Consider the following 24576-nt stretch of genomic DNA (forward strand, 5'->3'; position numbering starts at 1 on the left):
ATGCCGGATGCCGAAGACGTACGCCGTATCGCCCTCTCCCTGCCGGACACGACGGAGAAGATCGCCTGGAGCATGCCCACGTTCCGGGTCGCGGGGAAGATGTTCGCCACGCTGCCCGAGGACGAGACGTCCATGGCGGTGCGCTGCCCCAAGGAGGAGCGGGACGAACTGGTCCTCGCCGAGCCCGGGAAGTTCTGGGTCGCCGGTCATGAGGCGCAGTTCGCGTGGATCCGGGTGCGCCTCGCCGCCCTGGAGAACGAGGCCGAACTGCACGACATCCTCGCCGACTCCTGGCGCCAGGCGGCCCCGTCGCGGCTCCTCGACCACCACCCGGAGCTGGGCCTGCCGACCGGGGACTGACCTGCGCGTTCGTACGACGCCGAGCGGCCGTCTCGCAAGCCACCGCTGAGCGGCACATAAACGGGTGCGCGACCACGGCCCCGAGTGCGGTATTGTTTCTGTGCACGTCGGGCCCGGGGAAACCCCAGGTCAGACGGCAAACGGGACGTGGCGCAGCTTGGTAGCGCACTTGACTGGGGGTCAAGGGGTCGCAGGTTCAAATCCTGTCGTCCCGACTTGCGAAGTAGCAGGTCAGAGGTCGTATCGGAGCACGCTGATACGACCTCTTGATCATTTCTTGGGACCATCGCGTACACTCCACGTTCCGCGCTCACCAGCCCGCTGGTGGCCGGGAGGCAGAGAGTGACCGACATTGACGATTCGACAGTCGCCGTGCCGGATGGTTCCGACGATCTGCCGTAGCACGACCTGACGGTCGGTCAATCAGGCGCCTTGGGACGTGCAAGCCCTTCCACGAGGCGGGGCCGGGAGTGCCGTCCGCATCCGTGCCTCGATAGCCCGGCTTGCGCTGGCCACATGGCGAATGAGTCGTGGTCCGCTTGGGCCCACTGGGGGCCTGGGCCCGTTTGCAGGCGGAGCAGTGCTCTTCGACCAAGCGCCTACCCATCGCGCTGATCACGGGGCTTGTGATCATCGCCGACTGCCGCCCCATTTCTCCGCCTCGCCGGGCACTATGCGTCGACGGTCCGGTCGCCTTGAAGCTCTTGCCGCTCGTGTCCATGGCTGGTCGCGGCATGACCAGTTCTTGGTGCCGCGCGGTACCCCGGTTGCCGGGGAATCGTCATGTACAGAACGCCGGCAACGTGGTCATGACATGCCAGGGGCGAGGCGTGGGTCACATGTTTGGTGTGGATGTCACACTCCGGGCGCTGCCGCGGCTCTCAGTATTCAGACACGGCAGGAGGTCCAATGATGTCCGACATCTCGTCGGCCGGCAGTGCCCGGGAGAGCGCGGTGGACACGGCTACCCGGGTGTTCGTCGAGCACCGAGAGTTGTTGTTCTCCATCGTCTACAACATGCTCAGCAGTGTCGTCGACACCGAGGACGTGCTCCAGGAGACATGGCTGTCGTGGGCGTCCAGAGGCGGGGCACCGGGCGCGGAGCGGATCGACAGCCCACGCGCCTATCTGGTGCGGATCGCGGTGAACAAAGCCCTCGCCCGCCAGGCCGCCATCAGCCGCCGTCGCGAGACCTATGTAGGTCCGTGGCTGCCCGAACCGCTCGTCACCTCCCTCGCCGACGGTCGTGCTCCCGGCGATGCCGAGGACGCCGCCGATACGGCCGAGCGCACCCAGTCGGTGTCCATGGCGCTGCTGGTCGTCCTGGAAACCCTCACCCCGCTGGAGCGCGCGGTGTTCGTCCTGCACGAGGTGTTCGGCTATGCCCATACCGAGACCGCTGACATCCTCGGCCGTAGTCCCGCGGCGGTACGCCAGCTTGCCCACCGTGCACGCGAGCATGTCCACGCCCGACGCCCCCGCTATCGGACCGACCCGCATCTGCGTCAACAGGTGACCGAGCGGTTCACGGCCGCGGTGTCCGGTGGCGACCTGCGGACGCTGCTGATGCTCCTGGCGCCGGATGTGACCTTGTGGGCCGATGGCGGAGGAAAGGCCACCGCCGCGGGTCCGTGCCCGGTCCGCGGCCGCGACAAGGTCGCCCGGCTACTGGCCAACGGGGCCACCCGCGCCCGCAGAGGCCTGGACATCCGCTACCGGCGGGTCAACGGCGATCCTTCGGCGCTGCTGTTCAGCGGCGACTCGCCCTTCGCCGTGCTGGTCCTCGACCTGGTCCCGGACGGCCGACAGGTCTGCGGCATCTACTTCGTCACCAATCCCGAAAAACTCGAAGGTCTCACCTGAGGCCGACTACCAGGAGACCTCGCCGGAGGCAGCCGAACCGCCGGATACGCGCACACACGTCCGGCGAGGCACAGGCTCCCGTCGGCCAAGAGGGTGAAGAGGACGGGGATGAAAAAGATCGAACTATCCGCCGGGACCATCGAATACGAGGACACCGGCGGCGACTGTCCTACGGTTGTGCTGTTGCACGGGCTCATGATGGATGCCTCGCTGTGGGCCGGGTCGATCAGTGATCTGTCCGCCGATCACAGGTGCGTGGCACCGACGCTGCCCCTTGGCGCGCATCGTCACGCGATGCGTGCGGATGCCGACCTGTCGCTGCCTGGGATGGCCCGGCTGGTCGCGGAGTTGCTCGACCGCCTGGATCTGCAGGACGTCACCCTCGTCGGCAATGACACTGGCGGGGCGATCGTCCAGCTGCTCATGTGCGAGGGCGCCGCGCGCGTGGGACGGGTCGTGCTCGCCTCGTGCGATGCGTTCGACAACTTCCCGCCAGGGCTGACAGGCAAGACGCTGATGCTCACCGGCAAGCTGCCGCCTCGGCTGTTCGGGCTGTTCATGCAACAGATGCGGCTTCGGGTGATCCGTCGGCTCCCGATCGCATTCGGGTGGCTGACCCTCCGAGGGGACGCTGCCACCGCCCGCTGGATGCTGCCGGTCATGAAGCGGCCTGAGATCCGTCATGACGCCGTGCGGACACTGCGAGCCGCTGGAGCGGACACCGGCCTTCTGGTGGCCGCGGCCGAACGCTTGCCCAGCTTCGAACGTCCCGCCCTTGTGGTATGGGCCAGCCGCGACCGCGTCATGCCGCCTGAACATGGCCGACGCCTGGCCGAACTCCTCCCGCACGGACGGCTGGTCGAGATGGGCGACAGCTACACCCTCATCCCGCTGGATCAGCCGGCCGGACTTGCCCAGGTGATCCGGGAGTTCACGCCAGGCCGCCTCTGACCCGGCCGGCGCCGACCAACGAGAGAGACGCGAGAGAGACGCGAGAGACGAGAGAGAAGAGACAACGGATGCAGCTCACGATCTTCGCAGCGACCGGTGGCATCGGCCGCCACCTTCTCGAACAGGCCGTTGCCGCGGGTCACGACGTCACCGCAGTCGTACGCAACCCACAAAGCCTGATCGGGTGGGTGGGGCGGGCGCGTGTGGTCACGGCTGACCTGGCCGCGCCGGACGCGGATGTGCTCGCGTCCGCCGTCGTCGGCAGGGACGCCGTCCTCTCCGGGCTCGGACCGCGCAAGCCGAGGTCCGAGGCGGGAGTCACCTCGCGGGGCACGAAGGCCATCGTGGCCGCGATGCAGGCGACCGGCGTGAAGCGCCTTGTGGTGGTCAGCGCCGCACCGATCGGCACCGTGCCGTCGCCGGGTCGGCCGAACCCGCCGAAACACGATGCCGGCGACGGGTTCTTCATGCGCCACCTGGGCAGCCGGTTCGCGCGAGCCATGTTCAGTGCGCACTACGCCGACCTCGCCCTGATGGAGGACATCCTTCGTGGGAGCGATCTGGACTGGACCATCTCACGACCGCCTCGACTGACCGACAAGCCCCTCACCGGCGTCTACCGGACGGCGTATGGGCAGAACGTCCGGGGCGGCTCGAAGGTCTCACGCGCCGACGTCGCCCATCACATGCTGCGGGTGCTCGATCAACCCGAAACGATCAAACAAACCATCGGCATCGCCGACTGACGAAGAAGTCGGCGCTGCGCCGCGGCGAGACACCGCGGGTCCGCCGTCCGCGCGGCGAACCCACCGCGACGCCGTTCGGGTACCCATCAGGACGCGACACAGTCGAGCGTTTGCCCAGGTCAGCAGTCTGATGGAGGCCGCCAGGGTCGATTTCTCGGGTTTCCGGGCCGGCCCTGGCAGGAGATCTTGAAAGTCGTCCATCACACCGAGGTTTTGGGATATCAACTCCTTCGCCGGGCGAGGAGTAGCGCCACGTCGTCGTTCGGTCCCCGGTTCAAGCCGCCGAGCAGTATGTCGCAGGTCTCCTCCAGGGGGAGCCGGGTGCCGCCCAACAGCCTCAACAGGCCCTGGAGTCCGGCCTCGATGGACTCTCCTCGCCTTTCCACCAGGCCGTCCGTGAACAGTGCGAGCAGCGTCCCTTCCGACAGTTCCCGCTCCTCGGCGCTGAACGGCACGCCACCCACCCCGAGTGGCGCACCGCTGGGTATGTCGAGGAGTTCGGCTTTCCCGGCCGGGTCCACCAGCACCGGCGGCAGGTGGCCTGCGCGCGAGAGTTCGCATCGGCCGCTTCGTGGGTCGCAGACGACGTAGAGGCAGGTGGCCATCGAGTCGGAGTCGCCGAGTGAGGCGGTGATGTCGTCGAGGTGATACAGCAGCTCGGCCGGAGGCAGGTCGAGCCGGGCGAGAGCGCGGGTGGCCGTACGCAGCTGGCCCATGATCGCCGCGGCGTGCACGCCCTTGCCCATCACATCGCCGACGACCAAGCCGACCCTGCCGTGTTTGAGCGGCAGCACATCGAACCAGTCCCCGCCTACCTCGCTGACCGCGGGCAGGTAGCGGCAGGCGACCTCGATACCGTCGCAGTTCGGTGGCTCCTGGGGGAGCAGGCTGCGCTGGAGGGTCAGCGCGGTGCTGCGCTCCTGCCCGTACAGCCGGGCGTTGTCGATGCAGATGGCGGCGCGCGCGGCCAACTCGGTGGCGAGCGTGAGGTCCTGGTCGTCGAACGCCCGGGCGTTCACTGTGCGGTAGAGGCTGAGCGTGCCCAGCACCTCGCCGCGGGCCATCAGCGGGGCGGCCAGATAGGAGTGGACCCCGGCCCGCCGGAGCGTCTCGGCCGCGGAATCGTCCCTGGCGATACGCCGCATCGTCGCGCCGCTCACCCGCTGCAGCAGGATCGGGCGCGCCTCTCGCACGCTCTGGGTGATCACCCGTGACGGACTGTACGACGCCGGCTCGCCGACGGGATCCGCGGCCGCGATCGCATCGGTGGGATAGCCCGCCGCGACGGCCAGTGCCCGGAAGCCGAGAGAGTCGCCCGCCTGCGGCGCGGCCGTGCCGCCGAGACCGGCCACCGAGTCGAGTACGTCGACGGCCGCGAGGTCGGCGAGCTCGGGAACGGCCACCCCTGCCAGCTCGCGCGCGGTCTGGCGCAGGTCCAGCGTGGTGCCGATACGCACACTGGCGTCGGCTATCACCGCCAACCGCTCCCGCGCTTTTGCGACCTCGGCCGTCGCTCGCTGCCTCTCGGAGACATCCAGCACCGCGATCGCCAGGCCCAGCACGCGTCCGTTCGCGTCCTCGATCCGGTGGTACGACTCCGAGTAGGTATGGTCCTCGCTGTCCGCGGCCGTCCGGCCGACGGTCTGCTGATCCAGCAGTGGCTGACCGGTCCGGAGGACCCGCCGCATCCGCGACTCGATGGCCTCCACATCCAGCGCCGGCAGCACCTCGCCGACGCGGCGGCCCAGCACCGCCTCCTCGGGCACGCCGTTGATCCGCTCCAGTGACGGGTTGACGCGCACCCACCGCAGTTCGGTGTCGAACACCGCGATGCCCACCGGCGACTGGTGGACCAGGGTGTGGGACAGGGCCAGGTCCCGCTCCACGTTCCGTACGGTCACGGCGTCGGCGCCCAGGCCCAGGGCATGGACGTCGCCGCGGGCATCGCGCAGCTGCATGGTGCGGAACTCCACACGGCGCGTCGAGCCGTCCTTGTGCCGCACCGGAAAGACTCCTGCCCAGCTCTCACCCGTGCACACGCGCTTGAACAGCTCGCGCGCCCGTGGCCGGTTCTCCGGTGCCACCAGCAGCCCGCCCGCGTTCCGGCCCAGTACCTCAGCAGCGGAGAAGCCGAGCAACCGCTCGGCCTCGGGGCTCCACAGCACGATCCGCCCGTCACTCCCCAGGACCACGGCGGCCACCCACAGCAGATCCAGCAGCCCGCCCGGCGCAGGAGTGCCATCCCCCAAGCCCTTGCCGGTCAGGGACTCTCGCTCAGGCATACCAGCCGCTCCTTCCGGCGGCAGCGCCGGAACCGCCCTGGGCCCATTTCGCGGTTCCCCCTGCCAGTCATACCCCTCCCGCGGGGACACCGCACGCCACGGTCGTCCAGGTCGGCCGACACCGGCGCATGCCGCTCGACACGCCGTGACGCCGTGGTGGCGGGCATCGTGGGTGTCGTAGCGTCCACCAGGACCGGACTGCCTGCTGGAGAAGGTCAGGGTCGGCGACACAGTGATCGGCAAAAACACTGGCGCCCTCGCCGGCGGCCCGAGCGGTCCGTAACGCCCCCAGGCCTCAGCGCCGAAGCCAGGATCTACAGGTGCCCTGCCCGGCCGATCCGGCCCCGGCGGTGCCGACTCGGCGGCCTCGTCAACGAGTACCAGCCAGCAGCCTGACGGCAGGCAGACGAGTGGCTTGGTCAACAGCCCGAACCAAAGTTTTCGCTCGGGACAGGGATGTCTTGCTCGGTCCAGATGCATTTGCCGTCGCGGAGGTAGCGGGCGCCCCAGCGTCTGGAGAGGGCGGCGACGAGTTGAAGGCCGCGACCGCCCTCGTCGGTGTAGGCGGCGTGGCGGATGCGCGGCGTGCTGAGGCTGCTGTCGTAGACCTCGCAGGTCAGGGAGCGGCTGCGCAGCAGTCGTAGGCGGATGGGGCCCTTGGCGTGCCGGATCACGTTGCCGATCAGCTCGCTGGCCAGCAGCTCGGTGGTGATCGCGAGATCGTCCAGTCCCCAGGCGGCCAGTTGCGCGCGGACGAATTCGCGGGCCTGTCCGGCCGCGCGGGGATCCTCCGGGAGGATGCAGGAGGCGACATCACCGGCGTCGATGGCCCGCGTGTGGGCGATCAGCAGCGCTGCGTCGTCGTTCGTCCGGCCATGGTCGGGAAGCAGGGCCGAGACCACGGCGTCGCACAGGTCGTCGAGGTGCTGGACGTCGTCGACCTCGTCCCGCGCCGTGAAGGTGGGCACCGCATGCTGGGCGAGGATCTGTTGCAGTCGGGCCAGTCCTCGGTCGACGCTCTGGGTGGCGGATTCGACGAGCCCGTCGGTGCACAGGACCAGCAGGCTTTCCTCAGGCAGAAGCAGCTGGTGCGTTTCGAACGGCGGCTCGGCGGCCCCGAGCGGCGGGTCGGCGGCCAGGTCGGGCCTGTGGACGGTGCCATCGGGATGGACGATGACCAGCGGGGGATGACCGGCCAGGGAGAATGAGCATATCCGGGTGATCGGGTCGAAGACGGCGTACAGGCAGGTGGCGTAGCAGTCCTCGCCCAGATCGGTGACCAGGTCATTGAGACGACTGAGCAACTCGTCAGGGGGTATGTCCAGGTCGGCGAGGGTGCGCACGGCGGTGCGCAGCTGGCCCATGGTGGCCGCTTCGGGAATGCCGTGCCCCATGACGTCGCCGATCACCATGGCGACCCTGTCCGCGGACAGCGGGATCATGTCGTACCAGTCGCCACCGACTTGCTCGCCCCGGCCCGCGGGCAGGTAGCGGGCGGCGGCGCAGGCGGCAGGCAGGCGGGGCAGCGTCCGGGGAAGCAAGCCACGCTGCAGCCCCTGTGCCCGGGCGTGCTCCACGTCGTACAACCGGGCCCGCCCCAGCGACTGGCCGGCCAGACCACTCAGCGCGGTCAGCAGCGTACGCTCCTCGTCGCTGAAGGAACGCGGCTGAGCGAAAGACACCAAACACATGCCGATGGAGCGCCCGGAGGCGATCATGGGCAAGAACGCCCACGCGTTCTTCTTGGCCGCCGACGGAATATGCTCCAGCGCTGGATAGCGCTGGCAGTACTCTGCGGCTGACTCGATGAACCGGGGAGTGCGATTCCCCAGCACGTCGGTGGCCACGGGGTAGTCGGCTACCAGGATCCCGTCGAGCAGGCTGAGGAGTTCCTGTGTGTATCCGGCGGAGCCGACCACACGTTGTCGGCCGCCTTCGAAGACCCAGAATATGAGCCCGTCGGCGCCGAATGGGGGCAGGACGTGCGCCGCGACGGCCTGTACGACTTCCCGCGAGGTGAGCGCCTCGGCGAGTGCCGAGGTCAGTTTGCCCATTCGGACCGTCTGCTCGGAGCCGGCCTCCGAACCACGGACGGGCAGCCTGCCAGGCAACTCCTCCAGGCATGCGGCGGCCCATCCCGCCACCGAATGCAGAAAGGATCGCTGCACCTCATCCGGCTCGCCGGCCCCTTCCATGATCACGGACAGCACACCTATCGGCCCATCGGCACCGAGGAGGGGCACCGCTGCCGTGCCGGCTGCCCCCATGCCCAGGCTGTCCCCGACCACCCAGGCATAGTCACCGCGCCGCATGGCGTGTGCGGGCGCCACGTCCTGCTCGTCGGAGAGATCCGCCCATGCCTCGGCGCTCTCCGCAGCCAACCCGCTGGCCGCAACCAGGTGCAGCCGGCGAGCAGCAGGGTCGCACCAGTGCAGGAACGCGCCCCGGCCGTCCAGGCACTCCGTGGCCTTGAGCGCCAGCGTCAGTGCCTCCGCGCCTCGCAGCGCTTTGTACGAAGCGGAGGGAAAGCCCAGCCCTGACTGCTGGTGGTGGCTCCCGGCTTTGGCTGTCGCAGGTGCCAACTCGTCTCCTGCTCACTCCTGGGTCACGGACCTGGACATGCGGTGACGGATAGCCCCGCAAATCAGGCAAACACCACTAAACATTACCTTGCCGCCGGTCCATATCCGTCTGGCCCTGCGCCGCAGGGGACGTCCGGGTTGCTGTCGGCGTCGGCCTGCCGGACCAGCAGCCCTGCTGCGCACGGATCAGCGTCTGAGAGGGCGCGTCACATGAATGCGTTCGCCGCACCGGCACTTGCTGCACCGCCCGCGAGCCCTTTCGCACGACACTGATCAACTGCCGGCTCGGGTCGATGTCACGCTGCCGGATGCCGGTCAGCTCCGGAGCCGACCAGCTTCTGTGCGGGGCGGAGGCCTTTTCTCAGAGATGGGAAGGCGGCCTTTGCCATGCCTGCGAACAGGCGCCGTGTCCTGGACCGGGATCACGGCACGCTCAGGGGCGCGTCGTCCTCTGGCGCGGGTAGCGCGCGGTGACGTCGGCGAGGTAGCCGCGGAGCATGATCCGGGCCTCGTCGAGGAGGTCCGCGTCGCCCTCGGGGTCGCGGCGGAAGGCTTCCTGGGCGAGCGCGTCGGCGGCGAGGACCGCGGCATGGCAGGCACGGCCGAGCGCCTCGCCGTCGTGGGCGACGCCGAGCGCGAGCAGGACGCGGCGGACCCCGTCGGCCATCCGGCGCTTGTGCTCGCGATCCGCGCCCCGGGTCCGCTCGGTCAGGCCGTTTCCGAACCACAGGGCCCGAAAGCCGTGTTCGGCGCGGTAGATCGCGGCGTACGCGTCGATGAGCACGCCGACCGGGTCGTCCCACCGCCGGTCCGCCGCGGCGCGGACGACATCGTCCATAACGGCTTCGAGTTTGGTGAAGTAGCCGGCCGCGAGGGCGTCGATGATCGCGTCGCGGTCGGGCAGGTACTGGTACAGCGAGCCGACCGACACCTGCGCCTCGGCCGCGACGCGCGTCGTGGTGAGCGCCTCGACGCCCTCCTGGACCAGGACGCGCTCCGCGGCCTGAAGGACCCGGGCGAGACGGGCCTTGCTGCGCGCCTGCTGAGGAGTGCGACGCAGAGGGGTGACGCCGGCGCCGTCGACGTCCGCGGTCGGCTCGCCCACGCTTGGCCTCCGAAAGTGAACGTGACTTTGTTTCAGGTTTACGTTACCGTCGCGTACATGACCGACTCAAGCTCCATGCTGGGTCAGGAGCGGGCCGCCGTGGCGGCCGCCTGCCGCCGTCTGGGGGCGGAGGGCCTGCTCATCGGCACGGCCGGAAATGTCAGCGTGCGCGCGGGGGAGCGGGTCGCCATCACCGCGACCGGAGCGGTGCTCGCCCACCTGACTCCGGATCAGGTGACCGTGGTCGACCTCGACGGAAAGGTCGTGGCCGGGAACCTGCAGCCGACCTCGGAGCTGGAGCTGCATCTTGGCGTCTACCACCGCTACGGCGCCGGCGCGGTCGTGCACACCCATGCCCCGATGGCGACCGCCCTCTCCTGTGTGCTCGACGAACTGCCCTGCATCCACTACCAGTTGCTCGCCCTGGGCGGCACCGTGCGGGTGGCGCCGTACGCCACCTTCGGCACCCCGGAACTCGCCGAGTCCGTGCTCGCCGCGCTGGAGGGCCGCAGCGCTGCCCTGATGGCCAATCACGGGGCGCTCACCCACGCGCCGACCCTGGACAAGGCGGTCGAGGACGCGCTGCTGCTCGAATGGGCCTGCGGTGTCTACCAGCACGCGGCCGCCGTCGGACGGCCCCGCGTCCTCGACGAACAGCAGCAGCTCGCGGTGATCGAGGCCGCGCTCGCCCGCGACTACGGCACCACCCGACCCGTACCACCCGTGCACGAGGAGAGCCGATGAAGGTCGTCACGATGGGCGTACACGTGCTGGACGTGCTGGTGCGGCCGGTGGAGGCCATACCCGAGGGCCAGGGTGCGACGCTGGTGGAGGACATCAGGATGACCGCCGCCGGGACGGCCGGCGGGACCGCACTCACCCTGGCCAAGCTGGGCGCCTCCGTGCGCAGCGCCGGGGCGATCGGAACCGACCCCACCGGCGACATGCTGGTGCAACTGCTGGGCAAGGCGGGTATCGGCACCGAGTTCCTCGTCCGCCGCGCGGACACCCCCACCTCCGCCAGCGTCCTGCCCATCCGGCCGAACGGAGACCGGCCCTCGCTGCACCTGCTCGGCGCCAACATCACCTACGGCCTCGACGACGTGCCCTGGGACGCGATCACCGAGTCCACACACCTGCATCTGGGCGGCCCGGAGCTGATCGGGGTCGACGTCGCCGCGCGCATCCTGTCGCACGCCAAGGAACACGGCGTGGTGACCTCCGTGGACCTGCTCGCGCCCGGCGTGCTCGGCAGCTTCGAGCAGATCGCGGCGGCACTGCCGTACATCGACCACCTGTTGCCCAACGACGATCAGGTCCTGGGCTTCACCGGTGAGGACGACCTGGTGGCGGGCGCCAAGAAACTCCTCGGCGCCGGTGCCGGCCTCGTCGCGGTGACGCGCGGCGGCGACGGTGCACTCCTGGTCACCGAGGAGGGCACCGAAACGATCCCGGCCTTCGCGATCGACGTCGTGGACACCACCGGGTGCGGCGACGCGTTCTCGGCCGGGTTCCTGCGCGGTGTCGGGCTGGGCCGCACACCGCGCGAGGCCGCCGTACTCGGTTGCGCCGCCGCGGCGCTGGTGGCCCAGGGGCTCGGCAGTGATCACGGCGACTTCGACCTCGCGGCCGCCGACGCGTTCGCCGCGGCACACAAGACGCGCTCATGAACTGAGGCGGCAGCCGGCGACTCCCGTCGAGGGGCACCCCACGGCATCCGCGAGCCGGGCTCCCGTCCGGCGGGAGCCCGGCGCCGGGCTCAGGCCTCCGTCTCGGCGCGGTCGGCCGTGCCCCAGAGCGTGTGGAAACTGCCCTCGCGGTCGACGCGCCGGTAGGTGTGGGCGCCGAAGTAGTCGCGCTGGCCCTGGGTGAGCGCGGCCGGCAGGCGTTCGGCGCGCAGGGAGTCGTAGTACGACAGCGCGGCGGAGAAGGCGGGCACCGGCACGCCCCGGCGGGCCGCGATGGCGATCACCTCGCGCCACGGCACCTGCGCGTCGGTGATCTCGGCCGCGAAGCCCGCGTCCGACAGCAGGCTGACCAGGCCCGGGTCGGCGGCGTAGGCGGCGCGGATGCGGTCGAGGAAGGCGGCGCGGATGATGCAGCCGCCGCGCCAGATCTTCGCCACCGCGCCGAGGTCGATCTCCCAGCCGAACTCGTCGGCGGCGTCCAGGATCATCTTCCAGCCCTGGTCGTAGGCGATCAGCTTGGACGCGTACAGCGCCTGCTCCACCTGCGCGGTGAAGCGCTCGGCCTCGTACGAGGTCAGGTCCCAGCTCGTGCCGCCGGGCAGCCCGCGGTAGGCGCCGCGCAGTGCGGACTGGCCCGAGGCGGCGCGGGCGAAGGTGGCCTGGGCGATGGCGGTCACCGGAGAGCCCAGCTCCAGCGCGGTCTGCACGGTCCAGCGCCCGGTGCCCTTCTGCCCGGCGGCGTCCGCGACGACATCCACGAACGGCTTGCCGGTCGCGGCGTCGGTGTGCGCCAGCACCTCCGCCGTGATTTCGATCAGGTACGAGTCCAGGCGCCCCTTGTTCCACTCGCGGAAGATCTCGGCGATCGCCGCGGGGGAGAATCCGGCAACCTGGCGCAGCAGGTCGTAGGCCTCGCCGATCAGCTGCATGTCGGCGTACTCGATGCCGTTGTGGACCATCTTCACGAAGTGCCCGGCGCCGTCCGTGCCGACGTGCGTCGTGCACGGTTCGCCGTCCACCTTCGCACTGATCTTCTCGAACATCGGGCCGAGCGAGGCATACGCCTCCGGTGAGCCGCCGGGCATGATGCTCGGTCCGTTGAGCGCGCCCTCCTCACCGCCGGAGACACCCGCGCCGACGAAGTGGAGGCCACGCTCGCGCAGCGCACGCTCACGGCGCCGGGTTTCGGCGAAGTGCGCGTTGCCACCGTCGATGATCATGTCGCCCGGCTCCAGGAGCGAAGCGAACTCCTCGATCACGGCATCGGTCGCCGCGCCCGCCTGCACCATGATCATCAGACGGCGGGGACGCTCCAGCGCCGCCACGAACTCCTCGGCCGTCTCCGCAGCCACGAACGCGCCCTCGTGCCCGAACTCCTCGACCAGCGCCTTGGTTCGGGTCGGGGTGCGGTTGTGCACGGCGACGGTGTACCCGTGCCGCGCGAAGTTCCGGGCCAGGTTGCGGCCCATCACCGCGAGCCCGGTGACGCCGATCTGCGCGGTCGCCTGCATGCTGTGCTCCTTGGGTCCGGATCCGCCGCGCCCGCGTGTCCGGCGGGTGGAACGGATGTCGCTCGGTGCGGCTCGTATCGCTGTACCGATCAAGTACGGACGGCAGGGGCGGAGTTGCTCACCGTGGCGCAGGCGGACCTGCGCGGGTCCCGGACCACGGCCTTCGACGGGCAGCCGAGGGCCTTCTCGACGGAACCGGGCGACCGCGTGCGGGCGGCATGCGGACGGTGTCGCAGAAGCCGATGCCCGCCGCCACTCGCGCGGAGAGTTCTCCCCCGTGCGCCACGTCTTGTCCGGGCGGCAGCCGAGGGACCGGCCCCGACCCCGCGGCCCCGCTCACACACGCGAGCGCAGGCGCCACCCGTGGTCCACAGGGCCGATCCCCTCGCCCAGCGCGAACCCCGCCGCGATCGCCGCCGTGACGTACTCTTTGGCCCGCCGCACCGCCTCCGGCACCGCGAGCCCCCGCGCGAGCCCGACCGCGACCGCCGAGGCGAGGGTGCAGCCCGTGCCGTGGGTGTGGCGGTTGTCGTGGCGCGGGGCCCGCAGCCAGTGCTCGTCCCGGCCGTCCGTGAGGAGGTCCACGGCCTCGCCGGGCAGATGTCCGCCCTTCACGAGCACCCACCGGGGCCCGTACGACAGCAGCCGTGCGGCCGCGCGGCGCATGCCCGGCTCGTCGGTCACCGCGATGCCGGTCAGTTCCGCGACCTCGTCCAGGTTCGGCGTGGCCACCGTCGCGAGCGGCAGCAGCCGGGTCCGTACGGCGTCCAGCGCGTCGCCGGCGAGCAGCCGGTCCCCGTGCTTGGAGACGCTCACCGGGTCCACGACGACCGGGGCCGCCACGTCGGCGAGCAGCTCGGCCACCGCCGTGACGAGCGCGGGCGAGGCGAGCATCCCGGTCTTGACCGCCTGGACGCCGATGTCGTCGACGACGCTGCGGTACTGGGCGCGTACCGCCTCCACCGGCAGCTCCCAAGCGCCCTGCACACCGAGGGAGTTCTGCGCCGTGACCGCGGTGACCACGCTCATCCCGTGGGCGCCCAGCGCGAGCATCGTCTTGAGGTCGGCCTGGATGCCGGCGCCTCCGCCGGAGTCGGATCCGGCGATCGTCAGCACACGGGGCGGCGCGGTCATGCGCGACCCTCCTCTCGCACGCGCAGCGGGGCGTACACCGCGAGGGCCACCAGGAACGCCACGTAGTAGGAGAGGTCGGCGCCATGCAGCGCGCGGGCGACCGGACCCACGTACAGGCCGGTGTCCATGAACGGGACCGCCGCGGCGAAGGCGCCGGTGAACGCCAGCAGCGGGGGCCACACGGACGGCGTCCGGGCGGTCTCGGCGGCGAGGTCGGTCGGCCCAGCGCCGCGCGTCCGGGCCCGCACGATCCAGTCGACGACCACGATCGCCACGAAACCGGGGATCCAGTAGCCCACGAACAGCAGCACGTTCTGGAAGCGGGCGGTGGTGTCCGCCGCGTGCATCCACAGCACCAGCGGGAAGCCGAGCCCGGCGGCCAGGGCGGCGGCCGCCGGGCGCGGCACGCGCACGCCGACGGTCTGCAATGCCAGGGAGCCGCTGTAATCGTTCATGGCGTTGCTGCACAGCGCCGCCAGCGCTACGGCCAGCAGCCCGAACGCGCCCAGCGTGCCCCCGCCCAGCAACGCGTCCACCCCCGCGGCCGTCTGGTCGGTGAGCGCGGCCGCGCCCCACAGCCCGAGCGCCTGGACGGCCACGAAGGACACCACGAGACCGAGCAGCGTGTTCCAGAACATCCGGACGCGGGAGGTGGTGGGCGGCAGATAGCGGCTGAAGTCGCTGGCGTACGGGGCCCACGACAGGGCCAGGCTGAGCGCGATGGTGCTGGTGAGCACGAACGCGCCCGCCCGGTCGGCGCCGTGCGCCGTTCCCGAGGTCGCGAGGTGGCCCGCGTCCCGCATCCGCAGGGCGATCAGCGTGAAGGCGACCGCGAGGACGAAGGTCATGACGATCTGGAGCCGGTGGATCGCCTCGTATCCCAGCACCCCGAGGGCTCCCTGTGCCAGGAGCATGACGAGGACGCCCAGCCAGAACGGCCAGCCGCACAGCCGTGCCAGCGCGTCCCCGCCGAACAGCGCGATCAGCGCGTCCCACGCGACCGACGACAGCCACTGCAGCACACCGGGCAGCGCCACCGCGCGCCCGAACGCGAGCCGGGCGAGCGGGAGTTGACCGGCTCCGGTACGGCTTCCCCAGGTGCTCAGGTACGCGGTGGGCACCGCGCCGACCACCGTGCCCAGGACGACGGCGACGAGCGCGGTGGGGAAGTCGAGGCCGAGCGCGATGCCGATGGTCCCGGTGAACACACCGGTCATGGTCAGGTTCGGGGCGAACCAGACGGTGAACAGCCGGCCCGCGCCGCCGTAGCGATTGCCCTCGGGGACCGGTTCGATGCCGTGCCCCTCCACCCGGAGGTCGCCGGGGGCGGCGGGCATCCGCCCGTCGAAGACGGTCCGTCGGCCGTCGGCGGGCAGCCCGCCGGAAACATGCGCCAGTGGCATGAAGACATCCCTCCGCCAGTACGAACTGGTTCAGGTTCAACGGGTGTGATCTCAGCCCTCGGACGGGCACCCCGTGTCCGGTACGGCGGCAAGACTAACCCCCCACCCGGCGACAGCCATACGGAAGGGCCGCCACCGGATCCGGCAGCGGCCCTTCTTGTGGCGTCGCGGGGCGTCAGCGCTTGGTGTAGATGAAGCCGATCTTGTCGACCTCGTCGCCGGAGCGCCCGTGGAATCCGGCGATCTGCCAGCCGGAGGGCGCCGTGCGGGTCACGCAGTCGGAGGTCGAGGTGCCGCCCGTGAGGGTGTGGCCGAGGTTGGTGGTGAACTTCGCGTAGAAGATCCGGGTGTGGCCGTCCTTCACGCCCTGGCACAACTGCGCGCCGCTCACGTACTCGCCGCTGCCCAGCGTCAGCGACGACGCCGTGCCGCCGGTGCCGCCGTGGGCCAGCGTGGTGCCGTTGCTCAGCGTCACCCCGATCCGGTCGACGCGCGAGCCGCTGCTCAGCTGGATGCTCGTGGCACGGGCGCCCGCAGGAACGCTGTCGATGTCGTTGTAGTAGTCACCGTGCGGCCCGCCGAACTGGTCGCTGAGCTGGAAGGCGGAGTTGCGCGACCAGGTGAACGACGCGGTGATCGGGTCGTGGTCGGACAGCATCAGCCCGTCGTCGGTGAGGAACGTGGCGTGCTCGTTGTTGTACGACGTGGCGTTCAGCGAGACGAGCTTGCTGCCCCGATAGAGGATCTTGTCGACGACCTCGCAGGTGTTCGTGATCGCGTTCTCGTCGCAGACCAGGGCGTCGCTGCCCTTGGCGGGCGGGGTGCCGCCCCGGATCAGCTGGACCCAGGCGTCGGTGAGGCCGTTCGTTGCGGCGAACTCGGCGATCGTGTCGCCCGAGCGTGTGTAGCGGGTGTTGGTGTCGCCCATGACGACGACGGCGTTGCCCGCGGAGTGGGTCTTGATGAAGTCCGTGAGCTGGTTGAGGTTGTCCGCGCGTGAGGCCAGGTCGCCGTCGTTCGTGCCGGCGTTGGTGTGCAGGTTGTAGAAGTCGACGTAGACGCCCTCGGCGAGCCGCTCCCGCATGAAGGTGAAGCCCTTGGGGGTGAGGCAGTCGCCGGAGTCGTACTGGCACGAGTTCCAGTGCACGCGCTCGAAGTCGTCGGTGTCGTAGGGGAGGCCGGACAGCGTGTTGAGGCCGCTGCCGATGCCTGCGCCGCCGCTGGTGGGCGTGCGGTAGGGGTGGGAGTCCGCCGCGTACAGGTAGGCGTGGTAGTTGAAGTCCTCCTGGACGTGGACGATGTCGTACGGGCCGAGCCGCCCGCCGATCGTCGTCGTGCTCGACTCGCGCGGTGTCGGGGCGCTGGAGAGGCTCTCCGGGAGTCCCGCGACGTTGTAGGTGAGCACATGGAACGTGCCCGAATCGGCCGCCGCCGCTGTGGGCGCGGCGGCCGTGAGTCCGCCGAGCGCGGCGGCGGCCGCCGCGAGAGTGGCGAGGAGTCTGCGCATGGGGAACGGCTCCTTGGGGGGTGACGGGAGGGTGAAGGAGAACGTGGTGTTGCGTGCATGTCAAAACGTAGCGACAAAGTCTGTGGGGGAACGCGCTTTCTGCACTTCGGGTGAAAACTTCATCCGGTAGTCGCCGGGCCGTTGGCGGTGGGCCGCCCGTTGACGGCGGGCCGCCGCCCGCCACCGCGCGAAGGCGACGCGTCGGCGGGGGGTGCGGCGGCCGTCACTCGCCGTCCGGGTGGGTGTGCGGCGGCCGTCACCCGGCGTGTTCCAGAACGCCCTCCGCCACCTTCTTGTCGAGGGCGGCGTGCACCAACGCTGCGGCCAGCACGGCCGGTTCGGTGTCCCCGGCGAGCTCCACCAGCTTCTCGGGATCCTTCGGCAGTCCGAGCCGCTCCGCCCCGGAGAGGGCCTTGGCGTCCAGGCGGGGTGCCACCTCCGGCCAGACCCGCTGTACTTCGCGCAGGAAGATGTCCGCACCGGCCGGCCCCATCCCCGGTATCTCCTGCAGCAGCCGGCGCAGGGCGGAGACGTCCTGACCGGCCTCCTCCCGCATACGCCGCAGGTCGCCGCTCCAACGCTCCGTCAGTAGCTCGGCCCCGTCGCCGAGTTGGGTCGCGGTCCGCTCGTCGTAGCGCCGGTAGCCGCCCCGGCCCAGCGCGTCGACGCGTTCCTGCCAGTCGGCCCCGGCCATGCGGCGCGGATCGTTCAGACCCGCGTCGTGCAGCGCCCGCACCGTGGCGAGGGCGATCGACGTGCGGATGCGGGCGCTGAGGAGCAGGGCCATGAGCAGCAGCCGGTAGAGCGGCTGCGGAGTGTCCTTGAGCCGGATGCCCGCCTCTTCGGCGTAGGTGTGTCCGTACTCGGCGACAAGTTCCTCGATGACGCGGGACGCGTCTTCGTCGCGGGTCATGGCGGCCTCACTGCGGCGGTTTGAGCGGGTCGTGGCCCAGCGTCATCAACCGGTGGCGCCGGTGGTCCTCGTCGGCCTCGGGCTCGTCGGCGGTGTCCCGCTGGTCGGTGACGGTCTCCACGACGTCGTACATCACCCGGATGTCGTCGTCCGTGAGATCCATGCGCCGCTTCCGCAGGATCGCGAGGACGTGCCGCCCGGTCGGGGTGCCCGCGTGCTCGGGCAGCGGCTCGGTCTCCTCGTCGGCGTCCCGGACCCGCAGCCAGGCCGCCAGTTCCTGGGAGGTCATGTTCACCACGCGGTGGAACTCGTCCCACAGCGCGTCCAGCTCCAGGGCGTCGGTCATGGCGTGCTCCTCTCCGCCCTCGGTGGCTTCTCTCCGCCTCTCGGCGGTCCAGCCCTCGCGCGGCCGGTGCTCGGCCTCGGGGGACCGTGCTGTTCGGCACGGTCAACCCGCGCTTCTCCCTGTCTGTCGGTGTCGCGTGACCCGGAGCAGTTCAACACGCTCCTGCTCACAGGTGCCGCCCCACACGCCCGCCGTCTGCCCGCTGTTCAGTGCCCAGGCCAGGCACTCGACGATCACCGGGCAGCGACCACAGACGCGCTTGGCGGCGGCGATGTCGTCGAGGGCCGGCCCCGTCGTCCCGACGGGGAAGAACAGCTCGGGGTCCTCGTCCACGCACGCGGCGTACCGCAACCACTCCATGCGCGGCCGGGTCCCCAGGACGGATCGGGTGAAACCCGGCGGGAGCGCTTCGGTGTCCGGGGCGTCTTCCCAGCGGGCCGCCCGGCGGTCTATAGTCCAAAACTAGCAGTGCTAATTAATTGTCGAGGCAGGTCAGGAGTTCGTCGTGCGTACCGTCCACTTCGCGGCAGCCCGCCGCACCCCCATCGGCAAGCTGCGCGGCGCCCTGTCCTCCGTACGCCCCGACGACCTTGCCGCGACCGTCATCCGCGGTCTGATCGCCGACGTGCCAGCCCTCGACCCGGCCCGCATCGACGACGTCTACTGGGGCGCGGCCAACCAGGCCGGCGAGGACAACCGCAACGTCGCCCGTATGGCCGCCCTGCTCGCCGGCCTGCCCGAGTCCGTACCGGGCGCCACGGTCAACCGGCTGTGCGCCTCCGGTCTGGAGGCCGTGACGACGGCCGCCCGTGCGATCGCGGCGGGCGAGGCGGACATGGTGCTCGCGGGTGGTTCCGAGTCCATGAGCCGTGCCCCCTTCGTGCTGCCCCGTCCCGACGAGGCCCTGCCGCACCGCATCGAGACCGCCGACACCCGCCTCGGCTGGCGCCTGGTCAACCCGGCGATGAAGGATCTGCACGGACTGCTGTCCATGGGCGAGACCGCCGAGGAGGTCGCCGAGCGGTACGGCATCCCGCGCGAACGCCAGGACGACTTCGCCCTGCGCAGCCACCGGCGTGCCGCGGACGCCGGCAAGAACGGGTACTTCGACGACGAGCTCCTGCCCTTGACCCGGCCGGACGGGGTCGTGGTCACCGTCGACGAAAGCGTGCGCGAGGACACGTCGTACGAGAAACTGGCCCGCCTCAAGCCGGTGTTCCGCGAGGGCGGCACCGTCACGGCGGGCAACGCCTCGCCCATGAACGACGGTGCGGCCGGACTCCTCCTCGTCAGTGAGGAGGCCCTGAACGAACTGGGCCTCGAGTCCCTCGGCCGGTACGTCGCCGGAGCCTCGGCCGGCGTCCACCCGGACGTCATGGGCATCGGCCCCGTCCCCGCCACCGAGAAGGCCCTGACGCGCGCCGGCTGGACGATCGGCGACATCCAGGAGGCCGAGTTCAACGAGGCGTTCGCCGCCCAGGCCCTCGCCTGCGTCGACCGCCTCGGCATCGACCCCGATCTGGTCAACCCCACCGGCGGTGCCATCGCCCTCGGCCACCCGCTCGGCTGCTCGGGCGCACGCATCCTGACGACCCTCCTGCACCGCATGCGCCGCACGGGCTCGGTACGCGGGCTCGCCACCATGTGCGTCGGCGTCGGCCAGGGCAGCGCGGTCCTCGTCGAACGGCACTGAGCGCTCCGCTGGAAGTGCGGTACGTCACCTGCGGGCGCGTCGGCACCAGGTCCGCGTCAACAGCGGCACCGGCCGGACATGTTCGGGAACCGGCCGGTGCAGGGCCGGGTTCGAGGAATCGGGAGCGGGCCACCTGTCGAGACGCTCCTTACGGCGGCCAGATACGTGGGCATAGCATCGGTCCCCGCATGAACACGATGACACTCTGGAACATTTCCCCCTGGGGATTCGCCGCACTGGCCGCCGCGGCGATGCTCGTCGGCTTCTCCAAGACCGCCGTGAGCGGCGCCAACACGGTCAGCCTGGCCATCTTCGCCGCCGTCCTGCCCGCCCGCGCCTCGACCGGCGTCCTGCTGCCCATCCTGATCGTCGGCGACGTCCTCGCGGTCCTCACCTACCGGCGGCACGCCCACTGGCCCACCCTGTGGCGCCTGTTCCCGGCGGTCGCCGCGGGCGTCGTCCTCGGCACACTGTTCCTGGTGTGGGCCGACGACGGGGTCGTACGGACATCGATCGGCGCCATCCTGCTGCTGATGGCGGCGGTCACGGTGTGGCGGCGCCGCGGTGCCGACCGCGACGAGGATCCCGACTCCGTGACCACCCGCGCCGGCCGGATCAGGGCCCGCTCCTACGGCATCCTCGGCGGCTTCACCACGATGGTCGCCAACGCGGGCGGCCCGGTGATGTCGATGTACCTCCTCTCCGCCGGCTTCCGCAAACTGGGCTTCCTCGGCACCTCGGCCTTCTTCTTCCTGATCGTCAACGTCTCCAAGGTGCCCTTCAGCGCGGGCCTCGGCCTGATCGACGGCCGCTCACTGCTGCTGGACGCGGCGCTCGCGGTGTTCGTGGTGCCGGGTGCCTTCGTCGGCAAGTGGGCGGTGAACCGGATCAACCAGCGCCTGTTCGAACAGCTGGTCATCGCCGCGACGGTGGTCGGCGCCGTCCAGTTGCTGCTGCGGTGAGGACGGCAGCGGGTACTAACCCAGCAGCGTGGGGAGGTCCGCGAAGGAGTCCAGGACATGGTCGGGCTCACCGCTCGCGTCCCGGTGGGTCTCCGGCAGGTACTTGCCGGTCCTGACCAGCACCCCGGTGATACCGGCGCGCTGCGCCGCGAGCACGTCGGACTCGATGTCGTCGCCGACCATCAGCGCCTGGTCGGCGCCGACCCCGACATGAGCCAGCGCCGCCTCGAAGAACGCGGGTGACGGCTTGCCCGTGACCTCGGCCTCCGTACGCGCCGCCTTCTCCAGCCCGAGCACGAACGCCCCCGAGTCCAGCTGTAGCCCCTGGTCGGTGCGCCAGTACAGATTGCGGTGCATGGCGACCAGCCGTGCCCCCTGCTGGAGGTGGCCGAAGGCGCGGTTGAGCGCGGCGTAGTCGAACTCGGGACCGGCGCCGCCGACGATCACGACGTCCGGGACGGCGTCGGCGTCGGCGTCGTCATCGACGACGGAGACACCGAAGAGGTCGTCGCCGATGTCACCGCTGTTGAGCAGGGAGCACCGCGCGCCGGGACAGTGCTCCGCGAGGTATGCGGCGGTGACGGCGGGCGCGGTGAGGATGTCCTTGGCGGCCACGGGGAAACCGGACGCCGAGAGGGTCTCGGCGATCGACGCACGGGTGCGGGACGTCGTGTTGGTGAGCAGAGCGATGGGCAGACCCAGGTCGCGAATCTCCCGCAACGCCTCGACCGCGCCCGGCAGCGGCTGCCACGAGACGGTGAGCACCCCGTCGATGTCGATGAGGACCGCACGCACTGAATCCATGTCAGGACCATAGCGAGCGATGGTCGCCGGACAGCGGCACGGCGTGCGGGGCGGGGACGGGGTCCCTCGGCCCGTGGAACGCGAAGGTGCTCGGGGCGAGGGGGCCGACGGTGCCCGTACCCTCGTCATCATGTCCCCGCATGTCCTGGTCCTCGGCGGTACCACCGAGGCACGCGAACTCGCCGCCTCGCTCGCGGCGCGCTCCGGCGTGCGGGTGACGACGTCTCTGGCCGGGCGGGTGTCCCGGCTGGGGGCTCTCGAGGGGGAGGTCCGCGTCGGGGGCTTCGGCGGCGCGGAGGGGCTGGCCGCCTGGCTGCGAGAGCACCGTGTGGACGCGGTGGTCGACGCCACGCACCCGTTCGCCGCGGGGATCACGGCGAACGCGGCGTGGGCCGCGGCGGCGACCGGTGTCCCCGCCGTGGTGCTGCGCAGGCCCGGCTGGAGCGCGGGCCCCGGCGACCGCTGGCACGAGGCCGCCTCGCTCGCCGAAGCGGCGGGACTGCTCGCGCCGCTCGGCCGACGCGTCTTCCTCACCACCGGCCGGCTGGGTCTCGCGGCCTTCGCACACCTGACCGACCTCCACTTCGTCGTGCGGTCGGTGGAGCCGCCCGAGCCTCCCATGCCGCCGGACGTGGAGGTACTGCTGGCCCGCGGGCCGTTCACGGTCCAGGACGAGACCGCGCTGCTGAGCGGGCACCGCATCGACGTGCTGGTGACGAAGGACAGTGGGGGAGCGGCGACGGCGGCCAAGCTCACGGCCGCGCGGGAGCTCGGACTCCCGGTGGTCGTCGTACGCCGTCCCCCCTTGCCCGACGGCGTGACCGCGGTGCCGGACGTGGCCGGAGTGCTGGCCCGGCTGGGGCTGGGCCCCCGATGACGGACGCGCGGATCCGGTCGCCGGACACGGCAGAGTCGGCGGATACGGCAGGGTCCGCGGATATGGCAGGGTCGCTGTACACGGCAGAGTCTGCGGATACGGCAGAGTCGCTGGATACGGCCGAAGGGGTGCCTCGGCGCGAACACGGCACGGCTCCCGACGACGGCTCGGCTCCCGAGGACGGCCCGGCTCGCGATGGCGGCCCGGCTCGGGAGGACGGCTCGGCTCGCGACGGCGGCCCGAGGTGCCCGGCACCCGGTTCGCGCGTGCTCGGGTGCCGGGTCTCCTCCCGCTACTCGGCCGCCGTGCCCCGGCCCCGCGGATGTCTGCGCAGCAGATACGTGTCCATGATCCAGCCCTTGCGCTCCCGGGCCTCGGCGCGCAGCCGCTCGATGTGCTCGGCCGTCTCGGAGAGCGGGCCGGAGGCGAGTATCTCGTCCGGCGTGCCGATGTACGCGCCCCAGTAGATGTCGATGTCCTGGTCCGCGTACTGCCGGAAGGTCTGGTGGGCGTCGAGCATCACGACCACGTCGTCGACCCCCTCCGGGAAGCCCTCCGCCAGACGGCGGCCCGTGGTGATCTGGACCGGCCGGGCGACCCGGTTGAGTCCGGTGCGGTGCCTTGCGACGAGCGCCGAGACGCTGCTGATACCGGGCACGACGTCGTACGAGAACGTCACCGCGCCCCGGTCCAGGATCTCCTCCAGGATGCCGAGCGTGCTGTCGTACAGCGACGGGTCGCCCCACACCAGGAACGCACCGCTCTCGTCATCGCCCAGTTCCTCGGCGATGAGCCGCTCGTAGATGCCGGCGCGCGCCGAGCGCCAGTCGCCGACGGCGGGGGAGTAGGCGGAGCCGCCCGCGGCCCGGTCGCGCTCGGGGTCGCGCGCCTCGACCAGGCGGTAGGTCCCCTCCGGTATGTGTGCGTCGAGGATGTCGCGGCGCAGTTGGACGAGGTCCGACTTCACCTCGCCCTTGTCGAGGATGAAGAACACGTCCGTGCTCTTCAGCGCCTTGACCGCCTGCAGGGTCAGCTGGTCGGGGTCGCCCGCCCCGATGCCGATGACATGAATCTTTCGCACGCCCCGAGTCTGCCGTACGCCGCGGACAGCTTGTGCACGCCCCCGCCGCGGCCCGCCCTACGGCTGTTTCCCGCGCAGCCGGGGCGCCCGTGCCCGCGCGTCGACGGCCACCGCGTTCCGCTCCACGACGGCTGCCAGCTCCCGTGCCCAGGCGGCCAGTTCGGCGACCTCCAGGCCGTAGGGACGGGCCCGTCCGGTCCGCGTCGCCCACCCCTCGACGGCTTCGGCGCCACGCCGCAGCAGCCGGGCGCCGCCGGTCACGTTGCCGCGGGCCGCGTGCGTGAGGCCGACCGCGAGCTGGGCGAGCCCCCGCCACAGGGCGCGCTCCTCCTCGGGCCCCGTCTTCCAGGCGTCCTCGAAGACCTCGTGCGCGTGGAAGGGCTTCCCGGCGTCCAGCAGGGCCTGGGCCTCGGTGACGGTGTCCTCCGGGCCCCGTACGACGCCCTCCGGCTGGCGCGCCACGCCCTGCGCCCCGTACGGCAGGGGCCGCCCCAGCCCGTCCCGCGGCCGTGCGCTGCGGGCCCGCCCCTCCGCGTCCCGATCGCGCCCCCGGCCCGCCCGAACTCCCGATGCGTCGCTCATACCCCGATTGTCCCGCGTCCCGCGCCCGCTTCGGCGCAGTCCCAGTCGTGGGGTAAAGTTCTGTTCGCGCGATCACGCGGGACACCGCGGGAGACGCACCGGGACGTGGCGCAGCTTGGTAGCGCACTTGACTGGGGGTCAAGGGGTCGCAGGTTCAAATCCTGTCGTCCCGACGGTGCGAAGGGT

General features: G+C 71.0%; 22 protein-coding genes, 2 tRNA genes and 1 riboswitch. Of the genes, 11 read left to right on the forward strand and 13 right to left on the reverse strand.

The annotated features are described in order from the left end of the window. The 5 genes from Q2K21_RS15015 to Q2K21_RS15040 all read left to right on the forward strand — a co-directional run bounded on the left by Q2K21_RS15015 (position 1) and on the right by Q2K21_RS15040 (position 3920). Entirely contained in the window at positions 1-360 is a 360-nt protein-coding gene (locus Q2K21_RS15015) for an MmcQ/YjbR family DNA-binding protein (RefSeq protein WP_310770900.1), read from the forward strand. 141 nt (positions 361-501) lie between these two features. After that, positions 502-575, forward strand: a tRNA-Pro gene (locus Q2K21_RS15020). 697 nt (positions 576-1272) lie between these two features. Beyond that, on the forward strand, positions 1273-2223 hold the full coding sequence (locus Q2K21_RS15030; RefSeq protein ID WP_310780983.1) for a sigma-70 family RNA polymerase sigma factor: 951 nt from the start codon (positions 1273-1275) through the stop codon (positions 2221-2223). A gap of 108 nt (positions 2224-2331) precedes the next feature. Continuing rightward, complete coding sequence (locus Q2K21_RS15035) at positions 2332-3174, forward strand: alpha/beta fold hydrolase (protein WP_310770902.1); 843 nt, start codon at positions 2332-2334, stop codon at positions 3172-3174. Positions 3175-3242: 68 nt separating this feature from the next. Further along, positions 3243-3920 carry an NAD(P)-dependent oxidoreductase gene (locus Q2K21_RS15040; RefSeq protein ID WP_310770904.1) on the forward strand — a complete coding sequence of 226 codons (678 nt, stop codon included), beginning with the start codon at positions 3243-3245 and terminating at the stop codon, positions 3918-3920. Between the two features lie 221 nt (positions 3921-4141). Here the strand turns inward: Q2K21_RS15040 and Q2K21_RS15045 are convergent, their stop codons facing one another. The 3 genes from Q2K21_RS15045 to Q2K21_RS15055 form a co-directional block, all read right to left on the reverse strand. Continuing rightward, positions 4142-6202, reverse strand: a complete 2061-nt coding sequence (locus tag Q2K21_RS15045) for a SpoIIE family protein phosphatase (RefSeq protein ID WP_310770906.1) — start codon at positions 6200-6202, stop codon at positions 4142-4144. A gap of 419 nt (positions 6203-6621) precedes the next feature. After that, positions 6622-8784: a SpoIIE family protein phosphatase gene (locus Q2K21_RS15050; RefSeq protein ID WP_310770908.1), complete on the reverse strand. Its 2163-nt coding sequence runs from the start codon at positions 8782-8784 to the stop codon at positions 6622-6624. Positions 8785-9217: 433 nt separating this feature from the next. Then, on the reverse strand, positions 9218-9889 hold the full coding sequence (locus Q2K21_RS15055) for a TetR/AcrR family transcriptional regulator (protein ID WP_310770910.1): 672 nt from the start codon (positions 9887-9889) through the stop codon (positions 9218-9220). A gap of 57 nt (positions 9890-9946) precedes the next feature. Between Q2K21_RS15055 and Q2K21_RS15060 the strand changes: the two genes are divergently transcribed. Beyond that, positions 9947-10633 carry a class II aldolase/adducin family protein gene (locus Q2K21_RS15060; protein ID WP_310770912.1) on the forward strand — a complete coding sequence of 229 codons (687 nt, stop codon included), beginning with the start codon at positions 9947-9949 and terminating at the stop codon, positions 10631-10633. Beyond that, positions 10630-11559: a carbohydrate kinase family protein gene (locus Q2K21_RS15065; protein ID WP_310770915.1), complete on the forward strand. Its 930-nt coding sequence runs from the start codon at positions 10630-10632 to the stop codon at positions 11557-11559. The genes Q2K21_RS15060 and Q2K21_RS15065 overlap by 4 nt, the downstream gene beginning before the upstream one ends. Positions 11560-11648: 89 nt before the next feature. On the opposite strand, the gene gndA is transcribed toward Q2K21_RS15065, so the two are convergent. The 7 genes from gndA to Q2K21_RS15100 all read right to left on the reverse strand — a co-directional run bounded on the left by gndA (position 11649) and on the right by Q2K21_RS15100 (position 18751). Next, the gene (gene gndA, locus Q2K21_RS15070) at positions 11649-13088 is read right to left on the reverse strand and encodes an NADP-dependent phosphogluconate dehydrogenase (protein WP_310770917.1); all 1440 of its coding nucleotides are present in this window, start codon (positions 13086-13088) and stop codon (positions 11649-11651) included. Positions 13089-13424: 336 nt separating this feature from the next. Then, positions 13425-14222 carry a bifunctional hydroxymethylpyrimidine kinase/phosphomethylpyrimidine kinase gene (thiD, locus tag Q2K21_RS15075; RefSeq protein WP_310770919.1) on the reverse strand — a complete coding sequence of 266 codons (798 nt, stop codon included), beginning with the start codon at positions 14220-14222 and terminating at the stop codon, positions 13425-13427. Beyond that, positions 14219-15625: a purine-cytosine permease family protein gene (locus tag Q2K21_RS15080; protein ID WP_310770921.1), complete on the reverse strand. Its 1407-nt coding sequence runs from the start codon at positions 15623-15625 to the stop codon at positions 14219-14221. Before Q2K21_RS15080 ends, thiD begins: the two co-directional genes overlap by 4 nt. Continuing rightward, a riboswitch (TPP riboswitch) is annotated at positions 15616-15709 on the reverse strand. Its footprint overlaps the gene before it by 10 nt. 91 nt (positions 15710-15800) lie before the next feature. Then, positions 15801-17132, reverse strand: coding sequence for a jacalin-like lectin (locus tag Q2K21_RS15085; RefSeq protein WP_310770923.1), 1332 nt, complete (start codon positions 17130-17132; stop codon positions 15801-15803). Positions 17133-17388: 256 nt separating this feature from the next. Beyond that, entirely contained in the window at positions 17389-18045 is a 657-nt protein-coding gene (locus Q2K21_RS15090; protein ID WP_310770925.1) for an HhH-GDP family DNA glycosylase, read from the reverse strand. A 7-nt stretch (positions 18046-18052) separates the two neighbouring features. After that, positions 18053-18391 (reverse strand): DUF3140 domain-containing protein, encoded by a 339-nt coding sequence (locus Q2K21_RS15095; RefSeq protein WP_310770927.1) that lies wholly within the window; start codon positions 18389-18391, stop codon positions 18053-18055. 102 nt (positions 18392-18493) lie between these two features. Beyond that, positions 18494-18751: a WhiB family transcriptional regulator gene (locus Q2K21_RS15100; protein WP_310770929.1), complete on the reverse strand. Its 258-nt coding sequence runs from the start codon at positions 18749-18751 to the stop codon at positions 18494-18496. A 145-nt stretch (positions 18752-18896) separates the two neighbouring features. Between Q2K21_RS15100 and Q2K21_RS15105 the strand changes: the two genes are divergently transcribed. Then, on the forward strand, positions 18897-20084 hold the full coding sequence (locus tag Q2K21_RS15105) for a thiolase family protein (protein WP_310770931.1): 1188 nt from the start codon (positions 18897-18899) through the stop codon (positions 20082-20084). Positions 20085-20272: 188 nt separating this feature from the next. Then, on the forward strand, positions 20273-21046 hold the full coding sequence (locus tag Q2K21_RS15110; RefSeq protein WP_310770933.1) for a sulfite exporter TauE/SafE family protein: 774 nt from the start codon (positions 20273-20275) through the stop codon (positions 21044-21046). Positions 21047-21061: 15 nt separating this feature from the next. Here Q2K21_RS15110 and Q2K21_RS15115 read toward each other — a convergent pair whose 3' ends face one another. Further along, positions 21062-21850 (reverse strand): HAD-IIA family hydrolase, encoded by a 789-nt coding sequence (locus Q2K21_RS15115; RefSeq protein ID WP_310770935.1) that lies wholly within the window; start codon positions 21848-21850, stop codon positions 21062-21064. Between the two features lie 130 nt (positions 21851-21980). Between Q2K21_RS15115 and Q2K21_RS15120 the strand changes: the two genes are divergently transcribed. Continuing rightward, positions 21981-22727, forward strand: a complete 747-nt coding sequence (locus Q2K21_RS15120; protein ID WP_310770937.1) for a cobalt-precorrin-6A reductase — start codon at positions 21981-21983, stop codon at positions 22725-22727. 292 nt (positions 22728-23019) lie between these two features. On the opposite strand, the gene cobF is transcribed toward Q2K21_RS15120, so the two are convergent. Together cobF and Q2K21_RS15130 are read right to left on the reverse strand one after the other, a co-directional pair. Next, complete coding sequence (gene cobF, locus Q2K21_RS15125) at positions 23020-23808, reverse strand: precorrin-6A synthase (deacetylating) (RefSeq protein WP_310770939.1); 789 nt, start codon at positions 23806-23808, stop codon at positions 23020-23022. A gap of 57 nt (positions 23809-23865) precedes the next feature. Further along, the gene (locus Q2K21_RS15130; protein WP_310770941.1) at positions 23866-24390 is read right to left on the reverse strand and encodes a DUF309 domain-containing protein; all 525 of its coding nucleotides are present in this window, start codon (positions 24388-24390) and stop codon (positions 23866-23868) included. 99 nt (positions 24391-24489) lie between these two features. Here Q2K21_RS15130 and Q2K21_RS15135 point away from each other — a divergent pair. Continuing rightward, positions 24490-24563: transfer RNA gene (locus Q2K21_RS15135), tRNA-Pro, on the forward strand. Positions 24564-24576 lie beyond the last annotated feature (13 nt).

Source organism: Streptomyces sp. CGMCC 4.7035 (assembly GCF_031583065.1).
Lineage (GTDB): Bacteria > Actinomycetota > Actinomycetes > Streptomycetales > Streptomycetaceae > Streptomyces > Streptomyces yaanensis.